Source organism: Weissella halotolerans DSM 20190, assembly GCF_000420365.1.
In the GTDB taxonomy this organism is placed as follows: domain Bacteria; phylum Bacillota; class Bacilli; order Lactobacillales; family Lactobacillaceae; genus Weissella; species Weissella halotolerans.
Genome location: NZ_ATUU01000001.1, coordinates 114,085 through 134,653, shown reverse-complemented (window position 1 = coordinate 134,653; position 20,569 = coordinate 114,085). Strand labels below are relative to the sequence as shown.

15 protein-coding genes and 1 other RNA gene are annotated in these 20,569 nt (G+C 44.1%); 6 read left to right on the top strand and 10 right to left on the bottom strand.

Annotated elements, in window-relative coordinates:
- Positions 1-31 precede the first annotated feature (31 nt).
- From ligA to G414_RS0100630, 6 genes are all read right to left on the bottom strand, one after another.
- The gene (ligA, locus tag G414_RS0100650) at positions 32-2,053 is read right to left on the bottom strand and encodes an NAD-dependent DNA ligase LigA (protein ID WP_022790932.1); all 2,022 of its coding nucleotides are present in this window, start codon (positions 2,051-2,053) and stop codon (positions 32-34) included.
- Positions 2,054-2,065: 12 nt separating this feature from the next.
- Entirely contained in the window at positions 2,066-4,327 is a 2,262-nt protein-coding gene (pcrA, locus tag G414_RS0100645) for a DNA helicase PcrA (RefSeq protein ID WP_022790931.1), read from the bottom strand.
- A gap of 44 nt (positions 4,328-4,371) precedes the next feature.
- Entirely contained in the window at positions 4,372-5,502 is a 1,131-nt protein-coding gene (locus G414_RS0100640) for a THUMP domain-containing class I SAM-dependent RNA methyltransferase (protein WP_022790930.1), read from the bottom strand.
- Between the two features lie 96 nt (positions 5,503-5,598).
- Positions 5,599-5,970, bottom strand: an RNA gene (rnpB, locus tag G414_RS07555) — RNase P RNA component class B.
- Positions 5,971-5,994: 24 nt separating this feature from the next.
- Positions 5,995-6,459 carry a cell division regulator GpsB gene (gpsB, locus tag G414_RS06995; RefSeq protein WP_022790929.1) on the bottom strand — a complete coding sequence of 155 codons (465 nt, stop codon included), beginning with the start codon at positions 6,457-6,459 and terminating at the stop codon, positions 5,995-5,997.
- Between the two features lie 79 nt (positions 6,460-6,538).
- A complete protein-coding gene (locus tag G414_RS0100630; protein ID WP_022790928.1) occupies positions 6,539-7,111 on the bottom strand; it encodes an SLOG family protein in 573 nt (190 codons plus the stop codon).
- Positions 7,112-7,574: 463 nt separating this feature from the next.
- Between G414_RS0100630 and recU the strand changes: the two genes are divergently transcribed.
- Both recU and G414_RS06990 read left to right on the top strand, forming a co-directional pair.
- Positions 7,575-8,198: a Holliday junction resolvase RecU gene (recU, locus tag G414_RS0100625; RefSeq protein WP_022790927.1), complete on the top strand. Its 624-nt coding sequence runs from the start codon at positions 7,575-7,577 to the stop codon at positions 8,196-8,198.
- Between the two features lie 2 nt (positions 8,199-8,200).
- Positions 8,201-10,516: a transglycosylase domain-containing protein gene (locus tag G414_RS06990; protein ID WP_022790926.1), complete on the top strand. Its 2,316-nt coding sequence runs from the start codon at positions 8,201-8,203 to the stop codon at positions 10,514-10,516.
- A gap of 159 nt (positions 10,517-10,675) precedes the next feature.
- On the opposite strand, the gene G414_RS06985 is transcribed toward G414_RS06990, so the two are convergent.
- The 4 genes from G414_RS06985 to G414_RS0100600 all read right to left on the bottom strand — a co-directional run bounded on the left by G414_RS06985 (position 10,676) and on the right by G414_RS0100600 (position 16,286).
- A complete protein-coding gene (locus G414_RS06985; RefSeq protein WP_022790925.1) occupies positions 10,676-11,437 on the bottom strand; it encodes a DnaD domain-containing protein in 762 nt (253 codons plus the stop codon).
- Positions 11,438-11,526: 89 nt separating this feature from the next.
- Positions 11,527-12,822, bottom strand: coding sequence for an asparagine--tRNA ligase (gene asnS, locus G414_RS0100610; RefSeq protein ID WP_022790924.1), 1,296 nt, complete (start codon positions 12,820-12,822; stop codon positions 11,527-11,529).
- Between the two features lie 38 nt (positions 12,823-12,860).
- Positions 12,861-13,373, bottom strand: coding sequence for a cell wall elongation regulator TseB-like domain-containing protein (locus tag G414_RS0100605; protein ID WP_022790923.1), 513 nt, complete (start codon positions 13,371-13,373; stop codon positions 12,861-12,863).
- A gap of 87 nt (positions 13,374-13,460) precedes the next feature.
- Entirely contained in the window at positions 13,461-16,286 is a 2,826-nt protein-coding gene (locus G414_RS0100600) for a helicase C-terminal domain-containing protein (protein ID WP_022790922.1), read from the bottom strand.
- A 140-nt stretch (positions 16,287-16,426) separates the two neighbouring features.
- Between G414_RS0100600 and mvk the strand changes: the two genes are divergently transcribed.
- Genes mvk through fni form a run of 4 tightly spaced genes read left to right on the top strand, consistent with a single transcriptional unit; the run spans position 16,427 to position 20,505 of the window.
- Positions 16,427-17,362 (top strand): mevalonate kinase, encoded by a 936-nt coding sequence (gene mvk / locus G414_RS0100595; RefSeq protein WP_022790921.1) that lies wholly within the window; start codon positions 16,427-16,429, stop codon positions 17,360-17,362.
- Positions 17,363-17,376: 14 nt separating this feature from the next.
- Entirely contained in the window at positions 17,377-18,366 is a 990-nt protein-coding gene (gene mvaD / locus G414_RS0100590; RefSeq protein WP_022790920.1) for a diphosphomevalonate decarboxylase, read from the top strand.
- Positions 18,363-19,463: a phosphomevalonate kinase gene (locus G414_RS06980; RefSeq protein ID WP_022790919.1), complete on the top strand. Its 1,101-nt coding sequence runs from the start codon at positions 18,363-18,365 to the stop codon at positions 19,461-19,463. The genes mvaD and G414_RS06980 overlap by 4 nt, the downstream gene beginning before the upstream one ends.
- A complete protein-coding gene (gene fni, locus G414_RS0100580; RefSeq protein ID WP_022790918.1) occupies positions 19,453-20,505 on the top strand; it encodes a type 2 isopentenyl-diphosphate Delta-isomerase in 1,053 nt (350 codons plus the stop codon). Before G414_RS06980 ends, fni begins: the two co-directional genes overlap by 11 nt.
- Positions 20,506-20,569 lie beyond the last annotated feature (64 nt).

Below are 20,569 nucleotides of genomic sequence, written 5' to 3'. Positions count from 1 at the left end.
GCAAAATGAGCGCGATCACATTTGACAGAATTTACTTATCCATAATATCACGTAATTGACTTTCTGACCAAACCGGTGTGCCCAATGCTTGGGCTTTAGTTAATTTAGACCCAGCTTTATCACCAGCAATGACGTGCGTTGTTTTTTTAGATACAGAACCTGTTACTGTTGCTCCTTGTGCTTGTAACCATGCCGTAATGTCATCACGAGTTAAATGATCAAACTTTCCGGTGATAACAACTATTTCGTCAGCAAGTGGCCCCTGATCAGCAGTCTTTGATCCCAGATAGTCTTGATTAACCCCAAGCTGAGCTAAATCGAAAACCAATTCTTGAACCCGCTGACTAGCAAAATACTGGGCAACATTATCGCCAATTACTTGGCCAATCCCAGGAATAGCGGCAATATCTTCGCCATTAGCCGCTTGAATCGCGGGTAATGTTTGAAAGTGTTCTGCAATCAGACGCGCAACTTTAGCACCGACATGCCGAATGCCTAGACCAAAAAGTAACCTTTCCAAGGAATTTTGCTTAGAGGCCGCGATAGCATTTAACAGATTGGTTGCTGACACCTGACCAAATTTTTCCAAGTTCTGTAAATCATCTAAGCGTAAACGATATAAATCGGCCACGTTGGTAACAAGTTTTTGGGCCAATAATTGTTGCACAATTTTTGGACCCAAACCATCAATATTCATGGCCTGGCGTGAAGCAAAATGAGTCAAGGCTTCTTGTATTTGAGCTGGGCAAAGTGGGTTCAGGCAACGCAAGGCCACCTCGCCATCTAAATGAACCAAGGGTTGGTCACAAATGGGACACTGCGTCGGAATGACATAAGTTGACGTATCCATTGGACGCTTAGCTAAAACCACCTGACTAATTTCAGGGATAATATCTCCTGCCTTATGCAAAAGGACTGTATCACCGATACGTATATCCTTAGCCAGCAAATAATCCGGATTGTGTAAGGAAGCCCGACTGACCGTCGTGCCCGCCAAAGTAACCGGATCCATCACTGCGGTTGGTGTAACTACCCCAGTTCGGCCCACTGTCCACTCAATTGACCTAACCACGGTCTCAGCTTCCTCAGGCGGAAACTTATAAGCAATCGCCCAGCGAGGGACCTTCACTGTATTACCCAAAACTGGGTGAAGTGCCAATTCATTAACCTTAATTACAATGCCATCAATTCCATAAGCTAGTTGCTCACGGTTAGCAGTCTGTGTATTTATATATGCCGTCAACTCTTCTTTAGTTTGCACAACTTTATTTTGATGATTTGTTGGCAAACCAAGTTGATTTAGCCGCACCAACAATTGAGCTTGTGTTTTGACACCTAAGGTTTGCACCGGATCGACTACTTGATATAAGAAGGCTGCTAACTCACGTTGCTTGGTAATCGTTGCATCTAATTGCCTTAGCGAACCAGCCGCTGCATTACGGGGATTCGCAAACGTCTTCAACCCGTCCTTCTCCCGCTGTTGATTAAGCTTTACAAACGCCTGCTTGGGCATGTAAATCTCTCCGCGTACCTCTAGCGAGAGAGGTTCTTTTAATTGCTTAGGAATGGCCCTAATCTCACGTACATTCTGAGTAACATCTTCACCGATTGTCCCATCACCGCGGGTTGAGGCCTGTACAAGCCCCCCTTTTTCATAGACTAAACTAATAGCAAGTCCATCAATTTTCAATTCAGCATTATAGGCTAAGGGCGTTTCAATTTGCTTTTGCGTGGTTTTAACCCAGTCCATCAGTTCTTCAGTAGAAAAAACATCGCCTAAGGACAACATAGGTACTGGATGGCTCACCTTAGGTAGATCAGCCTTTAAGCTTTGCCCACCAACCTGCTTTAAAATGGAATCTTCTGTAATGAGATCGGGATATTGCTCGGCCAGTGCTTGTAAGTGCTGATAGGCCTCGTCATAAGTCGCATCTAAGACGCTAGGGGCATCTTGTTCATAATACTCATGAGCCCATTGCTTTAAACTTTGTTCAAGCTTTTCGACTGTTTTTTTTGCTTCAGCCTTAGTATGAGCCAGTTGTTCTTCCACCATCAGACTGCTCCTTTATGCTTGTGTTACTTGTTCGATTGGCGCAAAGGCAGCCAAAAGCCGTTTAACGCCTTGGTCTTTAAAAACAATATCAAGCTCTTGATCTTCACCACTACCAGAAATCTTAACAACCCGGCCCAAGCCCCACTTTTTATGGCGGACCTGGTCACCATCATGCCAAACTACTGTTTGCTTCGTTTGACCAGCAAACAGTGTTGCCGAGGCACGTTGCTGTTGCTGATTTGCCGTGCGGCCAGCAAAGCTTGTCTGTTGTACTTTTTGCTGTCGACGGGCAAAGGGATAGTTGTCATTTCCGGACGCCTGTCCAGTTGGGCTTGTCACCAGACTAGCTGGAATTTCCTCAATAAAACGTGACGGCGTATTCGTTAGCGTCCGTCCATAGAGCATTCGCGAATAAGCATTTGTTAAGTATAGTTCTTCCTTGGCTCGTGTAATACCAACATAAGCTAAGCGCCGCTCTTCTTCCATCAAGGTTTCATTTTCGTTAGCACTTCCCAAAGGGAACAGGGATTCTTCCATGCCAACCAAAAAGACAACAGGAAACTCAAGCCCTTTGGCCGCATGCAAGGTCATCAAGGTTACCTGATTCGTCGCATCCTCATCAACATTGTCTAAGTCAGATACCAAGGCTAACTCACTCATAAAATCAACATACTTAGACACTGACTCTTCATCAGGCTCATACTGTTGATCAAACTTTTCTGTTACTGACAAAAACTCAGCTAAGTTTTCTAATCGGCCTTGATTTTCGGGAGTCGGGTGTTTTTTTAACTCTGCCTCATAGCCAGATTGTTCAAGAATTTGCTTGGTTAAGTCCGTGATTGAAAGGTCAAAGGTCATCTGCTTTTGCAAATTATCAATCATCCGGGTAAATGCATTTAGTTCTTTGCTGGCCCGACCTGTTAATTTGGGGACTAGAACTGCATTTTTAGCTGCTTCTAAGAGCGACCAATCATTTTGCAGAGCAAATTGACGTAGCCGTTCTAAACTGGTCGCCCCAATTCCCCGCTTAGGTTCATTAACTACCCGCAAAAAACTTTCATTGTCAGCAGGATTCGTCACCAAAGACAAATAGGCTAAAACATCCCGAATTTCTTTACGATCATAAAACTTCGAACCACCTACAATCGTATAAGGCATATTCGCTTTAACCAGTGCTTCTTCAAAACCACGTGACTGTGCATTTGTCCGATATAAGATGGCAAAGTCACGGTAAGTATGTTCACCCGCTTTTAAGGCCTTTTGAATTTGAGAAATGGCAAAGAGCGCTTCATCACGATCTGTTTGGGCGCGATAATAGGTGATTTGACTACCAGAACCGTTATCTGTCCAAAGCTTTTTTGGAATGCGTGTTTCATTATGGGCAATAACAGCATTGGCTGCATCCAAAATGGTTTGAGTCGACCGGTAATTTTGCTCTAATTTAACCGTCTTAGCATCTGGATAATCATGCGTGAAGTTAAGCATAATTTCCATGTTAGCACCCCGCCAACCATAAATGGATTGGTCTGAATCACCCACTACTGCTAGATTCCGGTGTCCTTGGGCAAGCAGAGATACCAAGCGGTACTGGGCATCGTTGGTATCTTGATACTCGTCAACGTGAATATAGAGGAACTTTTGTTGATAGTAGTCTAAAACCGCTGGTGCTTGCTCTAATAATTCAATCACTTTCATGATTAAGTCATCAAAGTCCAAGGACTGTGCCTGGGCTAATTGGTGTTGGTAAGCCTGGTAAATTTTAGCTACCATTTCCTCATAAGGACCATGTGCATCCTTTTCATAACTAGCAGGCTCTTGCATGGCGTTTTTGGCATTTGATATTGTTGACAAAACAGCCCGGGGTGCAAATTTTTCCGTATCAAGATTCATGTCCTTCATGATCCGTTTAACTAAACTACGCTGGGCACCGGCATCTAAAATGGTAAAATCACGACGATACCCTAATTGATCAATATCCCGCCGTAAGATACGAACAGCTAATGCATGAAAGGTTGATACCCAAACTGCTTGTGCATCTTCTTCATCCACTAATTGTGCAATTCGCTCTTTCATTTCCCGAGCAGCCTTATTAGTAAAGGTAATCGCTAAAATCCGCCAAGGCATCACATCCAAATCTTTGATTAAGTGTGCAACCCGGTGGGTCAGCACCCGTGTTTTACCCGATCCCGCACCGGCCATAATTAAGAGTGGGCCTTCAGTCGTTTCCACTGCCTCTGCTTGCTTATCGTTCATGCCCTCAAGTAATTCATTCATCCTGAAGTCCCACCTTTCTTACCTATTCTCGTCATTTATCCATCTTAACGAATCTTTTTTCCCCAGTATTGATATAAGTCAACTTTTAAAGCTCCATTATACAATTTACGCTTTTTGGTTGCACGGGCTCCATAGGCTGCTTCAAATCCTTCATCAGCTGTCAAAATATATTTAGACCAGGTAGGTAATTGTTGATAAAGTTGTCCCATTTCATGATAAAGCTGACGAGCAGCTGCTTCATCTCCCAACCGCTCACCATAAGGTGGATTAGCGACGATGACGCCATTAATTTTATCCGTAGTCCAATCCTTAACCGCTAATTGTTTAAAGGTAATATCTTCTGCTACCCCTGCAGCCTGGGCATTACGCTTGGCAATTGCAATCATATCACCATCAATATCATAGCCACTAATATCCAAAGAAACCGTAAAGTCAATCATTTGCCGTGCTTGTGTTTTTAAACGCTGGCTAATTTGTGGATCAAACCAGTCCCAGTGACTAATATCAAATTCACGGTTTAGCCCTGGTGCGATATTACGCCCAATCATTGCTGCTTCAATCGGGATAGTTCCTGAACCAGTAACTGGATCAACGAAGGGATTGTCAGTAAACCAATGGGCTAACATGACTAAGGCAGCTGCCATCGTCTCCTTTAATGGAGCGCCACCCTTTTCCGTTCGGTACCCCCGCTTGAAAAGCGAATCACCGGTTGTATCCAATGTAATCATAACCTGGTTCTTGTCAATTGCCGTTTCCAAAACAAACCGATTACCTGTTTCAGGTAAAAAGCCACGGGCATGGTAAGCTTCTGTTAGGCGATTAACGACCGCCTTTTTTGTAATAGCCTGAATCGTAGGCACGGAATGCAAAATAGCGTTTTTAGAACGTCCATTAACCGGAAACTGAGCGTCATAAGGCAACAAATCTTCCCATGGATAACCTGCGGTTTGCGTAAATAGCTCATCAAAGGTCTTAGCTTGAAACTGCGTTACGATGATCTTAATGCGATCGGCCGTTCGTAACCAGAGATTAGTCCGATAAATGTCCTCCATGGTCCCTTCAAAGAGTACCCGTCCATTTTCAGTCTGTGTAGCATACCCCATTTGTTTTAATTCTTTAGCTACTAGCGCTTCTAAGCCAGCTCCCGTGGTTGCCATTAATTGAAATGTTTTCATGTCCTTACTTCTCCTTAGGACAGGCAAATTCTTGCCTGCCAATTGATCGCAAAATAAAAGCCGACGCCACAAGGGACGTCGGCTGCCTGATGTATTAGCTGTAAGCCATGTTTTGTTCCGTACACAAAGTGGCAGTCCGTGCACGGTGGCAATCATCTATCTCAGACATTTCTGTCTCCCCGGCCATCACTTCATTTCGCTAGGCCAAGCGCCCCTACCAAAGTTTGGGTTGCCCGCTCATGGGGTTTACCGCGTTCCATTCATCGCATTTCTTTGATGATTCGTCACTGTGGCACCTTCACAACTACTCATCCATAGTTACCCTTAGGATTTTCGTTGGCCGTCAGTTAAGTTACCTTAACTGCCTAGCCTTATTTTTTCAGCTAGCATGAACACTACTGACCTCGCAGTCAGTGCGAGCATGGACTTTCCTCATATGGCAGTTGCCATACGCAATCACCCACTAATACATCAATAAATAGCATTATACACTTATTTTTCAGCTTGAGTAGCCTGATTATCTAAAAATTCTTCATTTTCTCCAGCATGTTCTACTGATTGGGCATTAGCAGCAACCCGACTAGCCGTCACGCCAGTAGTTGTAGCACTAGCATTTTCATTTGTGCGTGCCGTTCCAAAAACACGTCGTTCCAAATTAGACAAGCGCTTTAAAATATCCATATTTGTATTAGCCACTGGCGCTGGACTTACTGCTTGATTGGGTGTACCACTCGTTTGTTGAGCAGCAGCGACCTGTTTCGTTAATTCTGCCACTTGGGCCTTTAACTTGTCATTTTGCTTTGTTAATTCTTGGATATTCGTCTCATAGGCTTGATAATCAGCCATAATTTCATCTAGGAAGGCATCGACGTCTGTCATGTCGTAGCCAGTTCCGATGCGAGTTTTTTTAAAATCTTTATTCAAGATTTCATCACGAGTTAGTAAAACGTTTTCCATCAGTTGGGCTCCCTTGTTTTTTATACGTAAGGTTAGTTTACCAGTTTTTACAGGTAAAGACAAAAACTAGCTTTAAGTTTTAATCATAATGACCTGCTTCCGATAGTTTTTCACCATATTCTTCGGCATATTCTTGAAGACGATCAAAATCAATTTGATGCACTTCGTAAGAGTGGCCTTCCTGGTAACGTTTAGCAGCCTGCCAAGCATATCGGACTGGTGACTGATCGGCTTGTTCATCAAAAAAGATATATGCCTCTTCTGTATGATCAAGCATAAACTGCTGATAATTCTTAAGTTGACTAGGATTTTGATAAGGTAACTGCGATACAGCAGCCGAAAAATCGACCTTTGTTTTCAAGTCAGCTAACTGTGTTTGTCGTTCTGGCTTCCATTGAGCACCAAAATCCGCAAAGGGGGTCATCAAGGCAGTTTGAAACTGAGGATTGTCTTCTCGAAGACTTAAGGCCTCTTGAATCGCCCACTGTTCTATCCCACTTTGTCCGCCAGTAATTAACCAATCAGCGTCTTCGTCAATCGCCCGCCTAAGTTGCTTAGCAAGGGCGTATCTAATCACCTTTAATTTTGGATCATTTTCTCCAAAAATGCCTAATTCAAATTGACGAAAGCCCGTCACCCAAATTCTTTTCACGCTTTCCTCCTAGTGCAATTTCCAATGTATGTTCCTATTAAACGTCTAAGAACCCCTTAGCTAATAAAATAGCATTTTTTCAATTGTAATAACTTGTTAGTTGCTTGACCCAGACCAAATAGACCTAGCATTAGCTTATCACAGATGGTCAGTTTACCACTAGTACAGAGCCTTTATCTATAATTAATAAATGAATGCTTATTCATAAATGATTTTAAACTGACTGGGCAAATACACTAAGTAGCCTACCCAGTCGCCTTTAATTTACCTTAATTTTACATTCACATTACCAATGGGTTACTGAGCCCCTTGACTGACAACTTTTACGCATTTTACAAACGCAATATGCTAAAATGATTAGGATATGTAGTAAAAAGCAAGTTCTACTGGTATCACAGGTTATCCAACTGTCAACCTTTAGCTGGATAACCACTAGTAATTGATCTTGGAGGTGTGACAGTTAATGGTCGTTAATTATCCTAATGGTCAGCCCTTTCATAAAGTGGCGCGCCCTGGGAACCAGCAGATCTATGCTCGACCTTCACAAAGTAACCGTGGGATGCATTTAGAAGATGACATCAATGCAGCCAATCGCTATTACTTAGCGCTTGGCCAGGCCGTCATTCATAAGAAGCCAACCCCGATTCAAATCGTTCATGTTGATTACCCTGCCCGAGCAGCAGCCAAAATTACTGAGGCCTACTTTCGACAGGCTTCAACAACAGATTATAATGGGGTTTATCAAGGCTACTATCTTGACTTTGATGCAAAAGAAACGAATAATCAACGTTCCTTTCCTTTAAAAAACATTCATGAACACCAGGTAGCCCACCTTAAGGCTGTTAGTGACCAGGCTGGACTAGCTATGTTCTTGATACGGTTTAACCGTTTGCGTGAGACTTATTTAGTCGACGCCAAACTCATTTTTAAGTATTGGAATGCCCAGCAGCATGATCGTAAATCAATCCCCTATTCAGCTATTAAGGAATACGGGATACGCATAAAGGCTAATTTGCAACTTGCTCTACCTTATTTAGATGCGGTTGATCAGTTGATTAAATTAAAAGATACGAAGGAGAATTGTTAATCATGACAGAAGATGACATGTCACGTAGCCAACGTAACCGGTCCGCTGGTGCGACTGCTAGCCGGTCTGGACGACAACGAGGCCCAAAAAAGAAACACCTATGGCGCGATGTTGCCATTATTGCTGCCACGCTTGGGGCTTTAGGCCTAGTAGCTGGTGGGGGCCTCTTTGCTTATTATGCTTCATCTGCGCCCCGTATCTCAGATAGTGCTCTGCATGGAACTTCGCAGACACAGTTGTTAGATAGTACTGGCAAAACATTTTATACTACTGGTAACCAAACTCGAGAAGTTGCCCGGCAGGCAGAGATTCCTAAAATTTTACGGCAGGCTGTTACCTCAATTGAGGATCGCCGGTTTTACAAGCACCACGGCGTTGACCCTAGACGAATTCTTGGGGCTACCGTGGCGAATATTACTGGTTCGTCTCTAGGTCTGCAAGGTGGTTCCACCCTGACCCAACAATTAGTAAAGTTAACCGTTTTTTCTACCTCAGCCGCAGACCAAACCTTAAAACGTAAAGCCCAAGAAGCCTATTTAGCCACCCAGGTGGAAAAAAAGTATTCCAAAGATCAGATTTTAACTTTGTATATGAATAAGGTATACATGGGTAATGGTGTCTACGGGATGAAGACAGCAGCTAACTACTACTTTGGCAAAGAACTCGATCAATTAACAGTTCCTCAAATAGCCTTGATTGCTGGCTTACCTCAGTCGCCTTCTGGTTATGATCCCTATACGAATCCAAAGGGAGCCTTAGCCCGGCGAAACAACGTTATTCGCGCCATGCAAGAAAATAAGGTTATTAGTAAAGCAGATGCTGATCGCTATGTAAAGGTACCTATTAATCAAGGGTTAAAAGAAACCCATCCTGAAACTGAAAAAGCTGAAAAGGATGCCAAAGAAACAGATGCCTATATCACATCTACCTTGCAGGAATTACGTCGCTTAGGTTATGATCCGGCAAAAGATGGCCTCCGGGTTCACACTAACCTTAATAGTAAAGTCCAAAAGCGGGCATATGATATTGCTAACTCAGATCAATATGTGATTTGGCCTAGTGATGACCTCCAAGTTGGCCTGACCGTGACTAACCCTAACAATGGTAAGGTGATGGCCCAAATTGGTGGTCGAAAGTTAGACACAACCTTTGGCTTAAACCGTGCTAAGCAAACCAGTCGTTCCTCTGGTTCAACAGCTAAGCCACTAGTCGATTACGGACCAGCCGTTGAACATCTTAATTGGCCAACCTACCGGACTGTCGATGACTCACCTTATACCTACCCTGGCACCAATGTTAAGGTCTATGATTGGGATCACAAGTTCGAAGGTAAGATGACAATGCGTCAAGCACTAGCGGAATCACGTAACATTCCTGCTATTAAAACCTTTGTGGATGTTGGTAATCAAAATGCAGCTGGCTTCCTTGATAAACTTGGTATCAAGGTTAAGGCTAGCGATTTGGTTACTAGTAATGCCATTGGAATTGATGTCTCTTCAGAGCAAGAAGCAGCCGCTTATTCAGCCTTTGGCAATGGCGGAACGTATTACAAACCTTACTATATCTCCAGTGTGGAAGAACAAAGTGGTGATATTAAGAAGTTTTCACCCGAAGGTAAGGAAGCCATGAAGAGCTCCACTGCCTTCATGCTAACAAACATGATGGAATCCGTTATTACTGATTCTTACGCTAAAATGGTTGATACCAATGCCTACTCGCAGGCTGGTAAGACCGGAGTTACCGGTTATGCTGATGATGCTGATGTACCTGATGGTGCGGCTTCTGATACTTGGTTTACTGGCCTAACTAAGTCTGCAACCATTTCCGTTTGGACTGGTTATGATGAACCTAACACGCCAGGGCATTACTTAGCTAAGGGTAGCGACCAGTACTTAGCGCTTAAAACGTATGGCGCATTAATGGATTACATTATGCAAGGTGGCGGACTTAGCGATGCCGACGGTTCAGACTGGACCGTTCCCGAAACAGTTAAGCAAGTTACAAAGTATGGTAAGACAGAATATGAAGTGCGTGGAGCTAGCTTTAAGAACCCACCCCTTCATAAAACGTTCCCAAGCTCTGAATTTAGTTCAAGTGCTACTAGTTCTAGCTCAGCAGCCTTGCGAAGCTCAAGTACAACAAGCGTGTTGCGAAGTTCTTCTTCCCAACCACAGCCTCAACCTAACAACCAGCAAGAACCAACTAACCCTGGTGGTCAAAATAATAATAATCAGCAAGCGCCACAGCGGGGACAAGGTACTCAAACTACGCCTCCTTCCCAACACCCACAATCCTCAGATTCACAACAGTCTCGTTAGTTGGACATACGCATAAGATAGTAAAAAACCCTTGGTTAGTTTTAACTAACCAAGGGTTTTTTACTATCTCCTTACTCTCCCTGTTTACTTATTCAAACACAGAGAAGTCACTAGGTAAGCGACTTGGTACTTACCTACTTATAATGATTTCATAACTGTCTAGTCTCCTTCACTAAGACTATCCAAGTCAATCTGGGTCAAATCGACATCTAAGGGCACCTCTGCTGTTGTCTGGTTAACTGACTGCTTATAACCTTGTCGCTGTCTTTTTTCTTGATAAACATCTTGTAAGGAATGATAATTCTTCTTTTGCCAGGCGACTAAGATTGTTTCAATGTACCGTAAATTCAAGGCACCATTTAAGACGGCCTCTTGCAAGGCAGCCTGCATAAATATCGGCTGAAAATGGTCAATATCAAACCAATTAGTAATCGTTTGTAATTCAATACTACTTAAGGGGCGTCCAAACTCTCGTTCAATAGCATTAAAAATATCAGCACGGGTCAATTCATTTTGATTGCTACTAGCAGTAGGAGCCCCTTCTGTGGCAAGCCGGGCTTGCGTACTCACAGCTGGTAAGTCCTTAGGATTCAGTTGCATCGCCTTTAAATAAAGCGGTGAAAAATCAAACTTGGTGATGACTTTACCCTGGCCATCGCGCTGCGAGATAAAATTAATGAAGCCCTTGTGATGCAGCTGAGTCAGTCCCTTGCGGATATCGTCTTCTGGCCAACCAAGGCGTTCTTTTAAAGCAGGAATTTTGATATCACCCGCATACTCGTTAACTTGGCCTTGAACCTGTAGGAGTAGCAAAAATTCATCATTACTCATTCCTAGTTGGCGATAATGGGCTAATAAAAAAGTATTAATCACGACCTGAGGGGCATTAAAAAAAGCCTGCAGCGGTTCATTTTCTGACATGACAACGTACTCCTTTCATTTGACTTACAGTTAAATAATAAAAACACAGACACCGTATCATGGCGTCTGTGTTTTTTGGCTAATTTCGATTAAGGACGCAAACGATTCATTGTCCTTGGGAAAGGAATAGCCTCACGAATATGTTCTTCACCCGTGACCCACGTTACCATACGCTCTAGGCCCAAACCAAAGCCAGCATGTGGCACTGATCCATACTTTCGAAGGTCTAGATACCATTGGTACTCATCTAGGTCAAGGCCCATTTCCTTGATACGGTCCTCTAGATAAGCGTAATCCGTTTCACGTTCCGAACCACCAATAATCTCTCCATACCCTTCAGGAGCAAGAAGATCGGCTGAAATAACAACGTCATCACGATTAGGATGCCGTTTCATATAAAAAGCCTTAATAGCCTTAGGGAAGTTGACGATAAAGACAGGCTTTTCAAAATGGTTAGCCAAGAAGGTCTCTTCAGGTGAACCAAAATCCACTCCCCATTCCAAATCAAAACCATTCTCTTGCAACAAGGTAATGGCATCATCATATGAAATTCGAGGATAAGGTAAGTGCGTATACTTAGCCAAAAGCTCCTTATCCCGGCCAAGTAAGTCCAACTCATACTCATTACAGTCCAAAACAGCTTGGATCAAGTAAGCAATATAACGCTCTTGCAAGGCCAAAGATTCCTCTTGATGCATCCAAGCCATTTCAGGTTCAATCATCCAAAATTCAGCTAAATGACGACGGGTTTTTGACTTTTCTGCTCGAAAGGCAGGTCCAAAGGTGAAGACCCGACCAAAAGCCATTGCCCCAGCTTCAGCATAAAGTTGCCCGGTTTGGGATAGATAGGCATCAGTGTCAAAATACTCGGTATGGAATAACTCAGTCGTGCCTTCTGGCGCTGAACTAGTTAAGAAAGGCGCGTCCAACTTAATAAAGCCTTCTTGATTAAAGAATTCATAAGTCGCTGTAATCAAGGTATTACGAATCCGTAAGACCGCAAAAGGCTGCAAGTGACGCAGGTAGAGGTGTCGGTGGTCCATCAAGAAGTCGGTTCCGTGCTCCTTAGGCGTGATAGGATATCCCTCTGACTCACCTACCACGGTAACATCTGCAACATCCATTTCATAACCAAAAGGTGATCGGTCATCTTGACGGATAGTTCCAATCAAATACATACTGCTTTCTTGATGTAAGGCTTTCACCTTAGCAAAAATAGCATCCCCCACTTCAGCCTTGGAAACAACACCTTGAAAAAAGGCCGTTCCATCACGTAATTGCAAAAATTGCATTTTATTTGAACCACGCTTATTACGTAGCCAAGCCCCCAAACGAACTTGTTCTCCAACGTGCTGCTTTGCATCCTCAATCCTAATTGTTTCCATAAATTCCTAACTCCTTACTACTAGTTGCAACTTTGTGTTTATAAATTCTGAATCGAACGAATTAATTCACCATTTGAAAATTGATAAGCTAAAAAGGTTAAATTGTCAGCTTGATCAATAAAGGTAACTTCCCAAACAACAATCCCTTTATAAATTCCTAACCCAAAGGTCGTTATTTTTTTAGGATGGTAGTCTGCCTGCACCTGCTGTTGGATGCTTTTTGCTGACTTCCCCTTATCCAAACGGACCGTTACGAGTTTCTTACGGCCGCTTTCAGCTATTACTGCTACGGGTTTTTGCTGATGATTACGCCCAGTAACCGCTGTAAACGTCTTTTCTCTAGCAACGTGATAGAACTGGTCTACCTGGTCAATTTTGCCAGCCCGTCGCGCGCGGTTCACTAATTCTGATTGTGCCTGACTAAGTGGGTGCACAGCACGGGCGTACCCAAGGGCCCCAACTGCTAGCACTAATAAGCACAAACCCAGGAAAAGCGTGGTCCGAAATTTTTTTTGGCGCCGCTTAAGCTGAGGTGTCTGCCGTAATTCCATGAATGACTCCTCTATTCCATTGACTGTTTTAACTAAGAGCAAAGCTATTTAATACTTTAGCAGATAATGCGTTGACTTAAAAGGTCTTTAACGATGTTCCCTGAAGAAGTTAGCTATGGCTGACGGCAAGTCCTTTTTAGCTAACTCCCGTTGTGGTAAGGCCTTAGGTAACATATTCTTTAAGGTCTTACCGTACTTTTTAGTAGTGATGCGCGAATCTAAGATAACCACTGCCCCGTAGTCTTCAGGAGATCGCAATAGTCGGCCCACGCCCTGCCTTAAACGCATGACCGCCTTAGGCAAGGTGTTTTGGTAAAAGGGTTGTCGTCCCTGGGCTTTGAGCACAGCCTCTTCTGCCTTTGCAGGTACAGAATTAGGCTGCTCAAAGGGCAAACGGGTAATGATGACTAGTCGGACTTGTTCCTTTGGTAAATTAATCCCCTCCCAGAAACTATTGGCCCCTAAGACCACCGTTCGCTGTTCATGCTGCATTCGTTTAAGAATACGGGTTCGCGTTCCAGTTACCCCCTGAGCCAAAATAGTCATATTATGCCGGCTGCCACTATGATTTTCTTGCAGGCGGGTAAAGGCCTGTTCAATCATGTCTAAGGAGTTAAAGAGAATCAACGTATTTTCTTGAACTTGAGCTAAAATAGCTTCAATCTCTTTAGTCACATAATTAACATAATCATCGGCCATAGGGCTTGGACCATCTGTTACCATAAAGAGTTCCGCCTGATGTGCATAATCAAACACATCTTTAAATTGGTGCGCTTCTGTCTGCGACCGGTCTAAATTTAATCGGTCATAGAGAAAACTTGATCGGTTTGATGTAAATAGGGTGGCTCCAATCAACGTTGGTGGCATGAAATAGGGATAAACGCGATCAGCAAAATAATCAAACGTATGCAACAATCCGCCACTTAGCATCAAAGCCTGCCCCTTTGCTTGCGGAAACTCTGTTAGCCAAAAAACAGTTGCCGCTGGGTAGTCCAATAAATCTTGTTGAAACTGTGTCAACTGTCTTTGGGCCCGGGTAATCTGACCTAAAGATCGCCTAAAGTCGGCTAAGGTCTGGCGCTCAGTCAATGAAAAAGCATGCTTTACCTGACTAAAGGCAGCCAAAAAAGCATCCAACGTCTGGTTGAGACCATATACAGCCCCCAAAAGGACTTGCAAGAGGTCTGCTTGGTCCCGCCAAAAAATAGCCAACTGATCCTCAGGTAATACTTTTTCAAAAGGCTCCGTCAAATTAGGATGATGTTGCCCTAATAAAAATTGCCGATACAATGCGGTCACTAACTTAGGTAACTGGCCTTGCAACTGGGTTAAGTTTGCCTGAAATTCGGATTTTAGCTGCTCCCCTGTACCTATCCTTTGCAAAATGGGAATAATGGTTTCTTCATGATGACTTGTCAAGCGGTTTAAAGCATCCCCCACTGCATCTATCCATTTAGGAAATGCAAGGCGATGTTGTCCTTGATGCAAAACGGCATCAGGTAGATGCTGAGGCTCATCAATGACTAAATAAGGTTTATTACCAGCTAACTGCCCCAGTTCTTTTGCATAGGTAGCAAGATAAGCATGGTTAACCACGATAAATTGGGCCTGTTGCGCCACTAGTTTTTGCCGATCAAAAAATTCATGTCCCTTAAAGGGCGACCCAGCCGGATTATTTGCTATCTGGGTCAGCTTGGCCATGAAATCTGCTTGTGGGTTAACTAAATTAACCTCATCCAAATCACCTGTTAATGTTTCCGTTAACCAGACTAGTAACTGGGCCTTGATCATTTGAAAGGCATTGGATCCCTCATCAATGGTCAAGGAGCGGCGGAAACTTTGAAGGTTAAGATAATGTTGGCGGCCCTTCAAACTGGCTGCACGCACTTCAAACGGTAAGCGCTCATTTAACTGGTCGCCCACCGTTTCTGTTACCGTCTGCTGCAAATTAACGGTAGGTACAGACACCACTACTTGCTTACCAGTTTCATTAGCTAGATAAGCGTAGGGCAACAGGTAACCAAGGGTTTTGCCCATTCCAGTTGGTGCTTCCAGCACTAGACCACCCTGCCCTGGCTGCAACTCCGTCGGTAATTGATGATAATGACTATCAATTAAATTCATCAATTTCCCTTGTTGCTCACGATATACCAACGGGTCAGTTAACAAGGTTCGTTTTTGTGCAGCCTTTTTAGGAAAAGCAAACGCTGATGCTTGTTTGAGTGGCGTTGGTTTCGAAAAGCGGCGGATGGCTAGTCCATCAATCACCTCTAAAAACGGTGGCAGTTGACCCGGCGCCTGTTGGTTCTCTTTTAAGGCCTGCTCAAAGACACGGTGGGTCTCCCGAGGTAAAGTCATTGGTAAATTCACTAAAGCCTGTAGGGTCACCATCGGAAGGTGCTTAGCCTTATGTAGAATCTTTATTAAGAGCCGGGCCGTTGTTAACGCATCACTATCAGCTTGGTGGGGATGCCGATGTTCAATTTGAAGAAATTTTGCCATAGCTCCAAGGCTAAAGCCCGGCGTTGTTGGCCATAAAATCTGGCTAAGCGGTACTGTGTCAAGCGCCGGGCCTGCTAGCGGTGTTAAGCCAATCCGCTCGAACTCAGCATTTAAAAAAGGCAAGTCAAAGTTAACATTGTGCGCAACAAAGATAGTGCCAGTCAACATAGCATGGACGGTTAGCCCAATATCTTCAAACCGTGGTGCATGCTGGACCATCTTTGTTGTAATCCCTGTTAACTCGGTAATCTGACGGGGAATCGTCTCGCCAGGATTAATTAAAGTTGAAAATTGGTTAATAATTTTTTGATCTTGTACGAAAGCGATGGCAATCTGAATAATGTGGCCCGTTTCCGTAGAAGTGCGGGTTGTTTCCAAGTCAACCACCGCATAGATATCTTTATTTTTCATGCACATACCCAGTCTTTGTCAATATTTCTCTTTTGATTATACCATATATCAGTCTGACCACGCCCTAGAAGCTAGCTTCAATATTTGGTATGATAGACAAATGGAAAAAGACTAATAAATAGATTGGTGGTTTATGACCAATGCAAAGACACGCAGAAGGTAGCAGTCATGCGAAGCTAATTTTACTTGGTGAACATTCAGTCGTTTATGGGCAACCTGCGATTGCTGTTCCCCTACCTGATTTAGCAATGCAGGTTCACATTGAAGAACGTCATGCAGGACAGATGATTTTAGCACCAAATTATCAGGGACCCCTTGATGATCTAACCGAGGCTTATGAAGGTGTGCGGCAGCTGATTAATCGTTTACTGACGTTTTTTGATCAACCTCATTTGCCCTTTCTTTTAAAAATTACATCCAACATTCCGCAAGAACGTGGCATGGGCTCCTCAGCCGCCACAGCAATTGCATTGACCAGGGCTTTTTTTGCTTTTTTCAAAGCCCCCCTATCCGATGCCATGCTGCAAAAATGGGCCAATGTTGAAGAAGCTATTACCCACGGTTCTCCATCCGGGATTGATGTTGCAACTGCAGCTCACGACTTACCAGTTTGGTTTGTTAAACAGCAATTGGCCATTCCCTTAGAAATGGCCTTACATGGAACGCTCATCATTGCTGATACAGGGATTCATGGACAAACAGGGCTTGCTGTTTCAGTTGTACGTGAGCAACTTCAAACAGAACCAGTTGCCACGCAAGAACATTTATCAGCCTTAGGCGACCTGACCACCGATGCTAAAATCGCGCTGGCTAGTGATAATGTCATGCAACTTGGAAAGACGATGAACGCCGCCCAAACCCATTTAAGCGCTCTGGGTGTTTCTCATCCTAAACTTGATGAATTAATTCAAGCCGCTCGGCAAGCCGGTGCGCTCGGTGCTAAACTAACTGGCGGTGGCGTTGGCGGGGCTATGTTTGCCCTTGCAGATCAGCCCGAACAGGTTTCAGCTATCACGGCAGCATTGGAAGCCGCCGGTGCTCGGGGCATCTGGCTCCAGCACTATCCTAAGAATTAAGGACAACAAACGTAATGAAACACTACACAGCCAAAGCTCATACGAATATTGCCTTACTCAAATATTGGGGTAAAGCGGATTCAGAGTTAATTATTCCAACAACGAGTTCCATCTCTTTGACCTTAAATGAGTTTTATACGCAAACAACGGTTTGGTTTGATTCTACTTTAGACCAGGATAGGGTTGTCCTAGATGGAATCTTACTGTCAACTAAGGCTAGTACCAAGGTTGTTCATTTATTAAACCTTGTACGCCAATTAAGTGGGCTAACCTCCTATGCTCATGTTGAATCGCATAATCATGTGCCAACCGCAGCTGGCTTAGCTTCTTCTGCCTCCGCTTTTGCTGCCTTAGCTGGGGCTGCCAGTCGTGCTAGTGGTCTTACCCTCTCACGGCAGGACCTTTCGCGGCTAGCCCGACGCGGTTCAGGGTCAGCTAGTCGTTCCATTTTTGGTGGCTTTGCCCAATGGGAACGTGGTCATAGTGACTTAACCTCTTTTGCCAAGCCAATTATGGAAGAGGTCACTTGGCCCATTCAGCTTGTGACCGTGCTCATTAACGACCAGCCAAAGAAGGTGAGTTCACGAACTGGGATGCAATTAGCGCAGACTTCGGCACCAGGCTATCAGCAGTGGGTAGCAGATACAAATGCAGCTAATAGTGCGGCCTTAACTGCCATCTTTAACCAAGACCTTGCTACCCTTGGATGCTTAGCGGAGGAAAATGCTTTAGCCATGCACGCCTTAAATCCTACGGCAACGCCTCCTTTTACCTATTTGACCACTCAATCCTGGGCTGTTATCCGCTTAGCACAAACATTACGAAACAATAAAGGCATTCCAGTCTATGCCACGATGGATGCCGGTCCAAATGTAAAACTGATTTCACAACCTCACGATACTTCGGTCATTATGCAAGCACTTCATCAGATTCTCCCTAACGTGCAAACACAAATTGCTACCCCAGGACCAGGAATTAACATTGTAGAAGGTGACACCATATGAAAATTCAAGCACAAGCACCCGGCAAACTTTTTTTAGCTGGTGAATATGCCATCACACTGGCTGGACAACAAAGTCTGGTTATGGCAATGAACCGTTACGTCACTGTCGAACTTGAAGATCAATCAATGATTGACCAAGCAGCCAAGGCTAACGTTAGGATTCATAGTGATCAAACTGGTGATTGGTCATTTGCCTGGTCTGACTTAGAATCCACTCCGGCCCCCGCTGATTTTGAATTGGTTAAACAAACCCTCGTCCTATTAAAAAAATGGTTAGCAACCCAAAAAATTGAAATGGTATCCCTATCCATCGTTATTCAGAGTGAATTGGTTCAAAACGGGAAAAAATTAGGTCTTGGTTCATCGGCAGCTGTTGTGTGTGCCTTAATCAAGGCCTTTAATACCTATTTTCAACTCGCCCTAACGTCAGAACAAACCTATAAGTTAGGTGTACTGGCTACCTTTTCCCTTGATCATTTTCATGCTGGCTCAATGGGGGACTTAGCTGCGGCTGCCTATGGCGGCTTAATTCTCTATCAGCGCTTTGATGCCAATTGGTTGGCTCTGCAGCTAAATGAAGGTCGCTTACTCGACCTAGTCAGTCAGTCCTGGCCCTTATTGGCTATTAATGTCATCCCTTTCCCTAGCCATTGGCACTTGCTAGTTGGTTGGACTGGCCAACCAGCAGATACACAAGAGATGCTAGCCCTTAATCCCAAGCTTACCCGTCTTTATCAAAACCAGCTGGCTAAAAAAACAGGGTTCTTAATTCGACAACTCAAACAAGCCATTGAAGAAGCTGACTTTTTAAGAGTCATAACCTGTCTACATCTAAATCAAGCAGCCCTCATCCAGTATGCTCAGTCGATGCACCTCCCCTATTTAACAGTGGGGTTACGTCGTCTACTAACCATTGCACGCCAACATGGGGCGGCTACTAAAATATCAGGAGCTGGTGGTGGTGATAATGGGATTGCCATTACGCCAGACCCTAAAACAGCTTCAGCCATTGCTATTGCTTGGCAAAAGCAAGGCATTATCCCTTTATCCTTAGAGATTGCACCCCTACAAACAAAGGAGGCTTCTTATGACGAGTGAACATATGCATCGTAAAGATGAACATTTAGCGCTAGCTGAAGCCCACTACCGACATGCTCGCCCTCAGTCTTCCTTAAATGGTATGCGTATCATTCATCGCCCCTTACCTGAAAGCCGACTAGACCAAGTTGACCTGACTTTTAAAACACCAGATTTCACTTGGCCTTATCCCTTTTACATCGAAGCGATGACTGGTGGCAGTCCACGAACTGGAAAGTTAAATACCCAATTAGCACAGGTAGCCAAAGAAACCCAATTAGCCATGGCTGTGGGCTCACAAAGTATCGCCTTAAAAGACGCCAGTACCAGACAGTACTTCACCAATGTGCGCAAAGAAAATCCGGATGGCTTTATCATTGCTAATCTTGGCGCTGGTCATGGTCCTAAAGCGGCTCAGATGGCTATTGATATGTTGGCGGCTGACGCCTTAGAAATCCATGTTAATGTTGCCCAGGAATTAGTAATGGCTGAAGGTGATCGCCAATTTATGTGGCTACAAAATATCCAAGCGATTTTAGCTGCGGTGTCCGTACCAGTAATCGTTAAAGAAGTTGGTTTTGGCATGGACCAGGATAGTATTCAAACGCTAACTGACCTAGGTGTCCATTACATTAATCTTGGTGGCCGTTCAGGAACTAATTTTGCTGAAATTGAAGCCCGGCGTAACCGCGACCATCCTTTTCCACTAGACTATATGTTTGATTGGGGACAGACGACGGCCGAAAGCCTCATTGAAGCAAAAGCCGTCAAGCCTGATGCAAAGCGCCATATTATAGCGACTGGTGGCATCCAAACCCCACTTGATATCTTGAAAGCACAGGTGATGGGAGCCCAAGCTGTAGGTGTTGCTGGTCACTTCCTGCATACCCTAATGCAAGATGGACCGGCTAGTTTAACTGCTGAAATTCAGTCCTGGCAGGCCGACTTGGCTAAGTTGTATACCTTAGTTGGCGCTAATACGCAAGCAGATTTACCTACCGTCCCCTATATTTTAAATGCACAATTACTATCTTATGCCCAGCAGCGGCGCAGGTCTAACTAATAGTTAAAGGATGTCTTAGTCATGGAAATGACCTGGACATCCTTTAAATTTTTATGGCAAAGGT

Coding starts and splice junctions, on each gene's coding strand:
- ligA (WP_022790932.1), bottom strand. CDS start 2,053: ATGGTGGAAGAACAACTGGCTCATACTAAGGCTGAAGCAAAAAAAACA.
- pcrA (WP_022790931.1), bottom strand. CDS start 4,327: ATGAATGAATTACTTGAGGGCATGAACGATAAGCAAGCAGAGGCAGTG.
- G414_RS0100640 (WP_022790930.1), bottom strand. CDS start 5,502: ATGAAAACATTTCAATTAATGGCAACCACGGGAGCTGGCTTAGAAGCG.
- gpsB (WP_022790929.1), bottom strand. CDS start 6,459: ATGGAAAACGTTTTACTAACTCGTGATGAAATCTTGAATAAAGATTTT.
- recU (WP_022790927.1), top strand. CDS start 7,575: ATGGTCGTTAATTATCCTAATGGTCAGCCCTTTCATAAAGTGGCGCGC.
- G414_RS06990 (WP_022790926.1), top strand. CDS start 8,201: ATGACAGAAGATGACATGTCACGTAGCCAACGTAACCGGTCCGCTGGT.
- G414_RS06985 (WP_022790925.1), bottom strand. CDS start 11,437: ATGTCAGAAAATGAACCGCTGCAGGCTTTTTTTAATGCCCCTCAGGTC.
- asnS (WP_022790924.1), bottom strand. CDS start 12,822: ATGGAAACAATTAGGATTGAGGATGCAAAGCAGCACGTTGGAGAACAA.
- G414_RS0100605 (WP_022790923.1), bottom strand. CDS start 13,373: ATGGAATTACGGCAGACACCTCAGCTTAAGCGGCGCCAAAAAAAATTT.
- G414_RS0100600 (WP_022790922.1), bottom strand. CDS start 16,286: ATGAAAAATAAAGATATCTATGCGGTGGTTGACTTGGAAACAACCCGC.
- mvk (WP_022790921.1), top strand. CDS start 16,427: ATGCAAAGACACGCAGAAGGTAGCAGTCATGCGAAGCTAATTTTACTT.
- mvaD (WP_022790920.1), top strand. CDS start 17,377: ATGAAACACTACACAGCCAAAGCTCATACGAATATTGCCTTACTCAAA.
- G414_RS06980 (WP_022790919.1), top strand. CDS start 18,363: ATGAAAATTCAAGCACAAGCACCCGGCAAACTTTTTTTAGCTGGTGAA.
- fni (WP_022790918.1), top strand. CDS start 19,453: ATGACGAGTGAACATATGCATCGTAAAGATGAACATTTAGCGCTAGCT.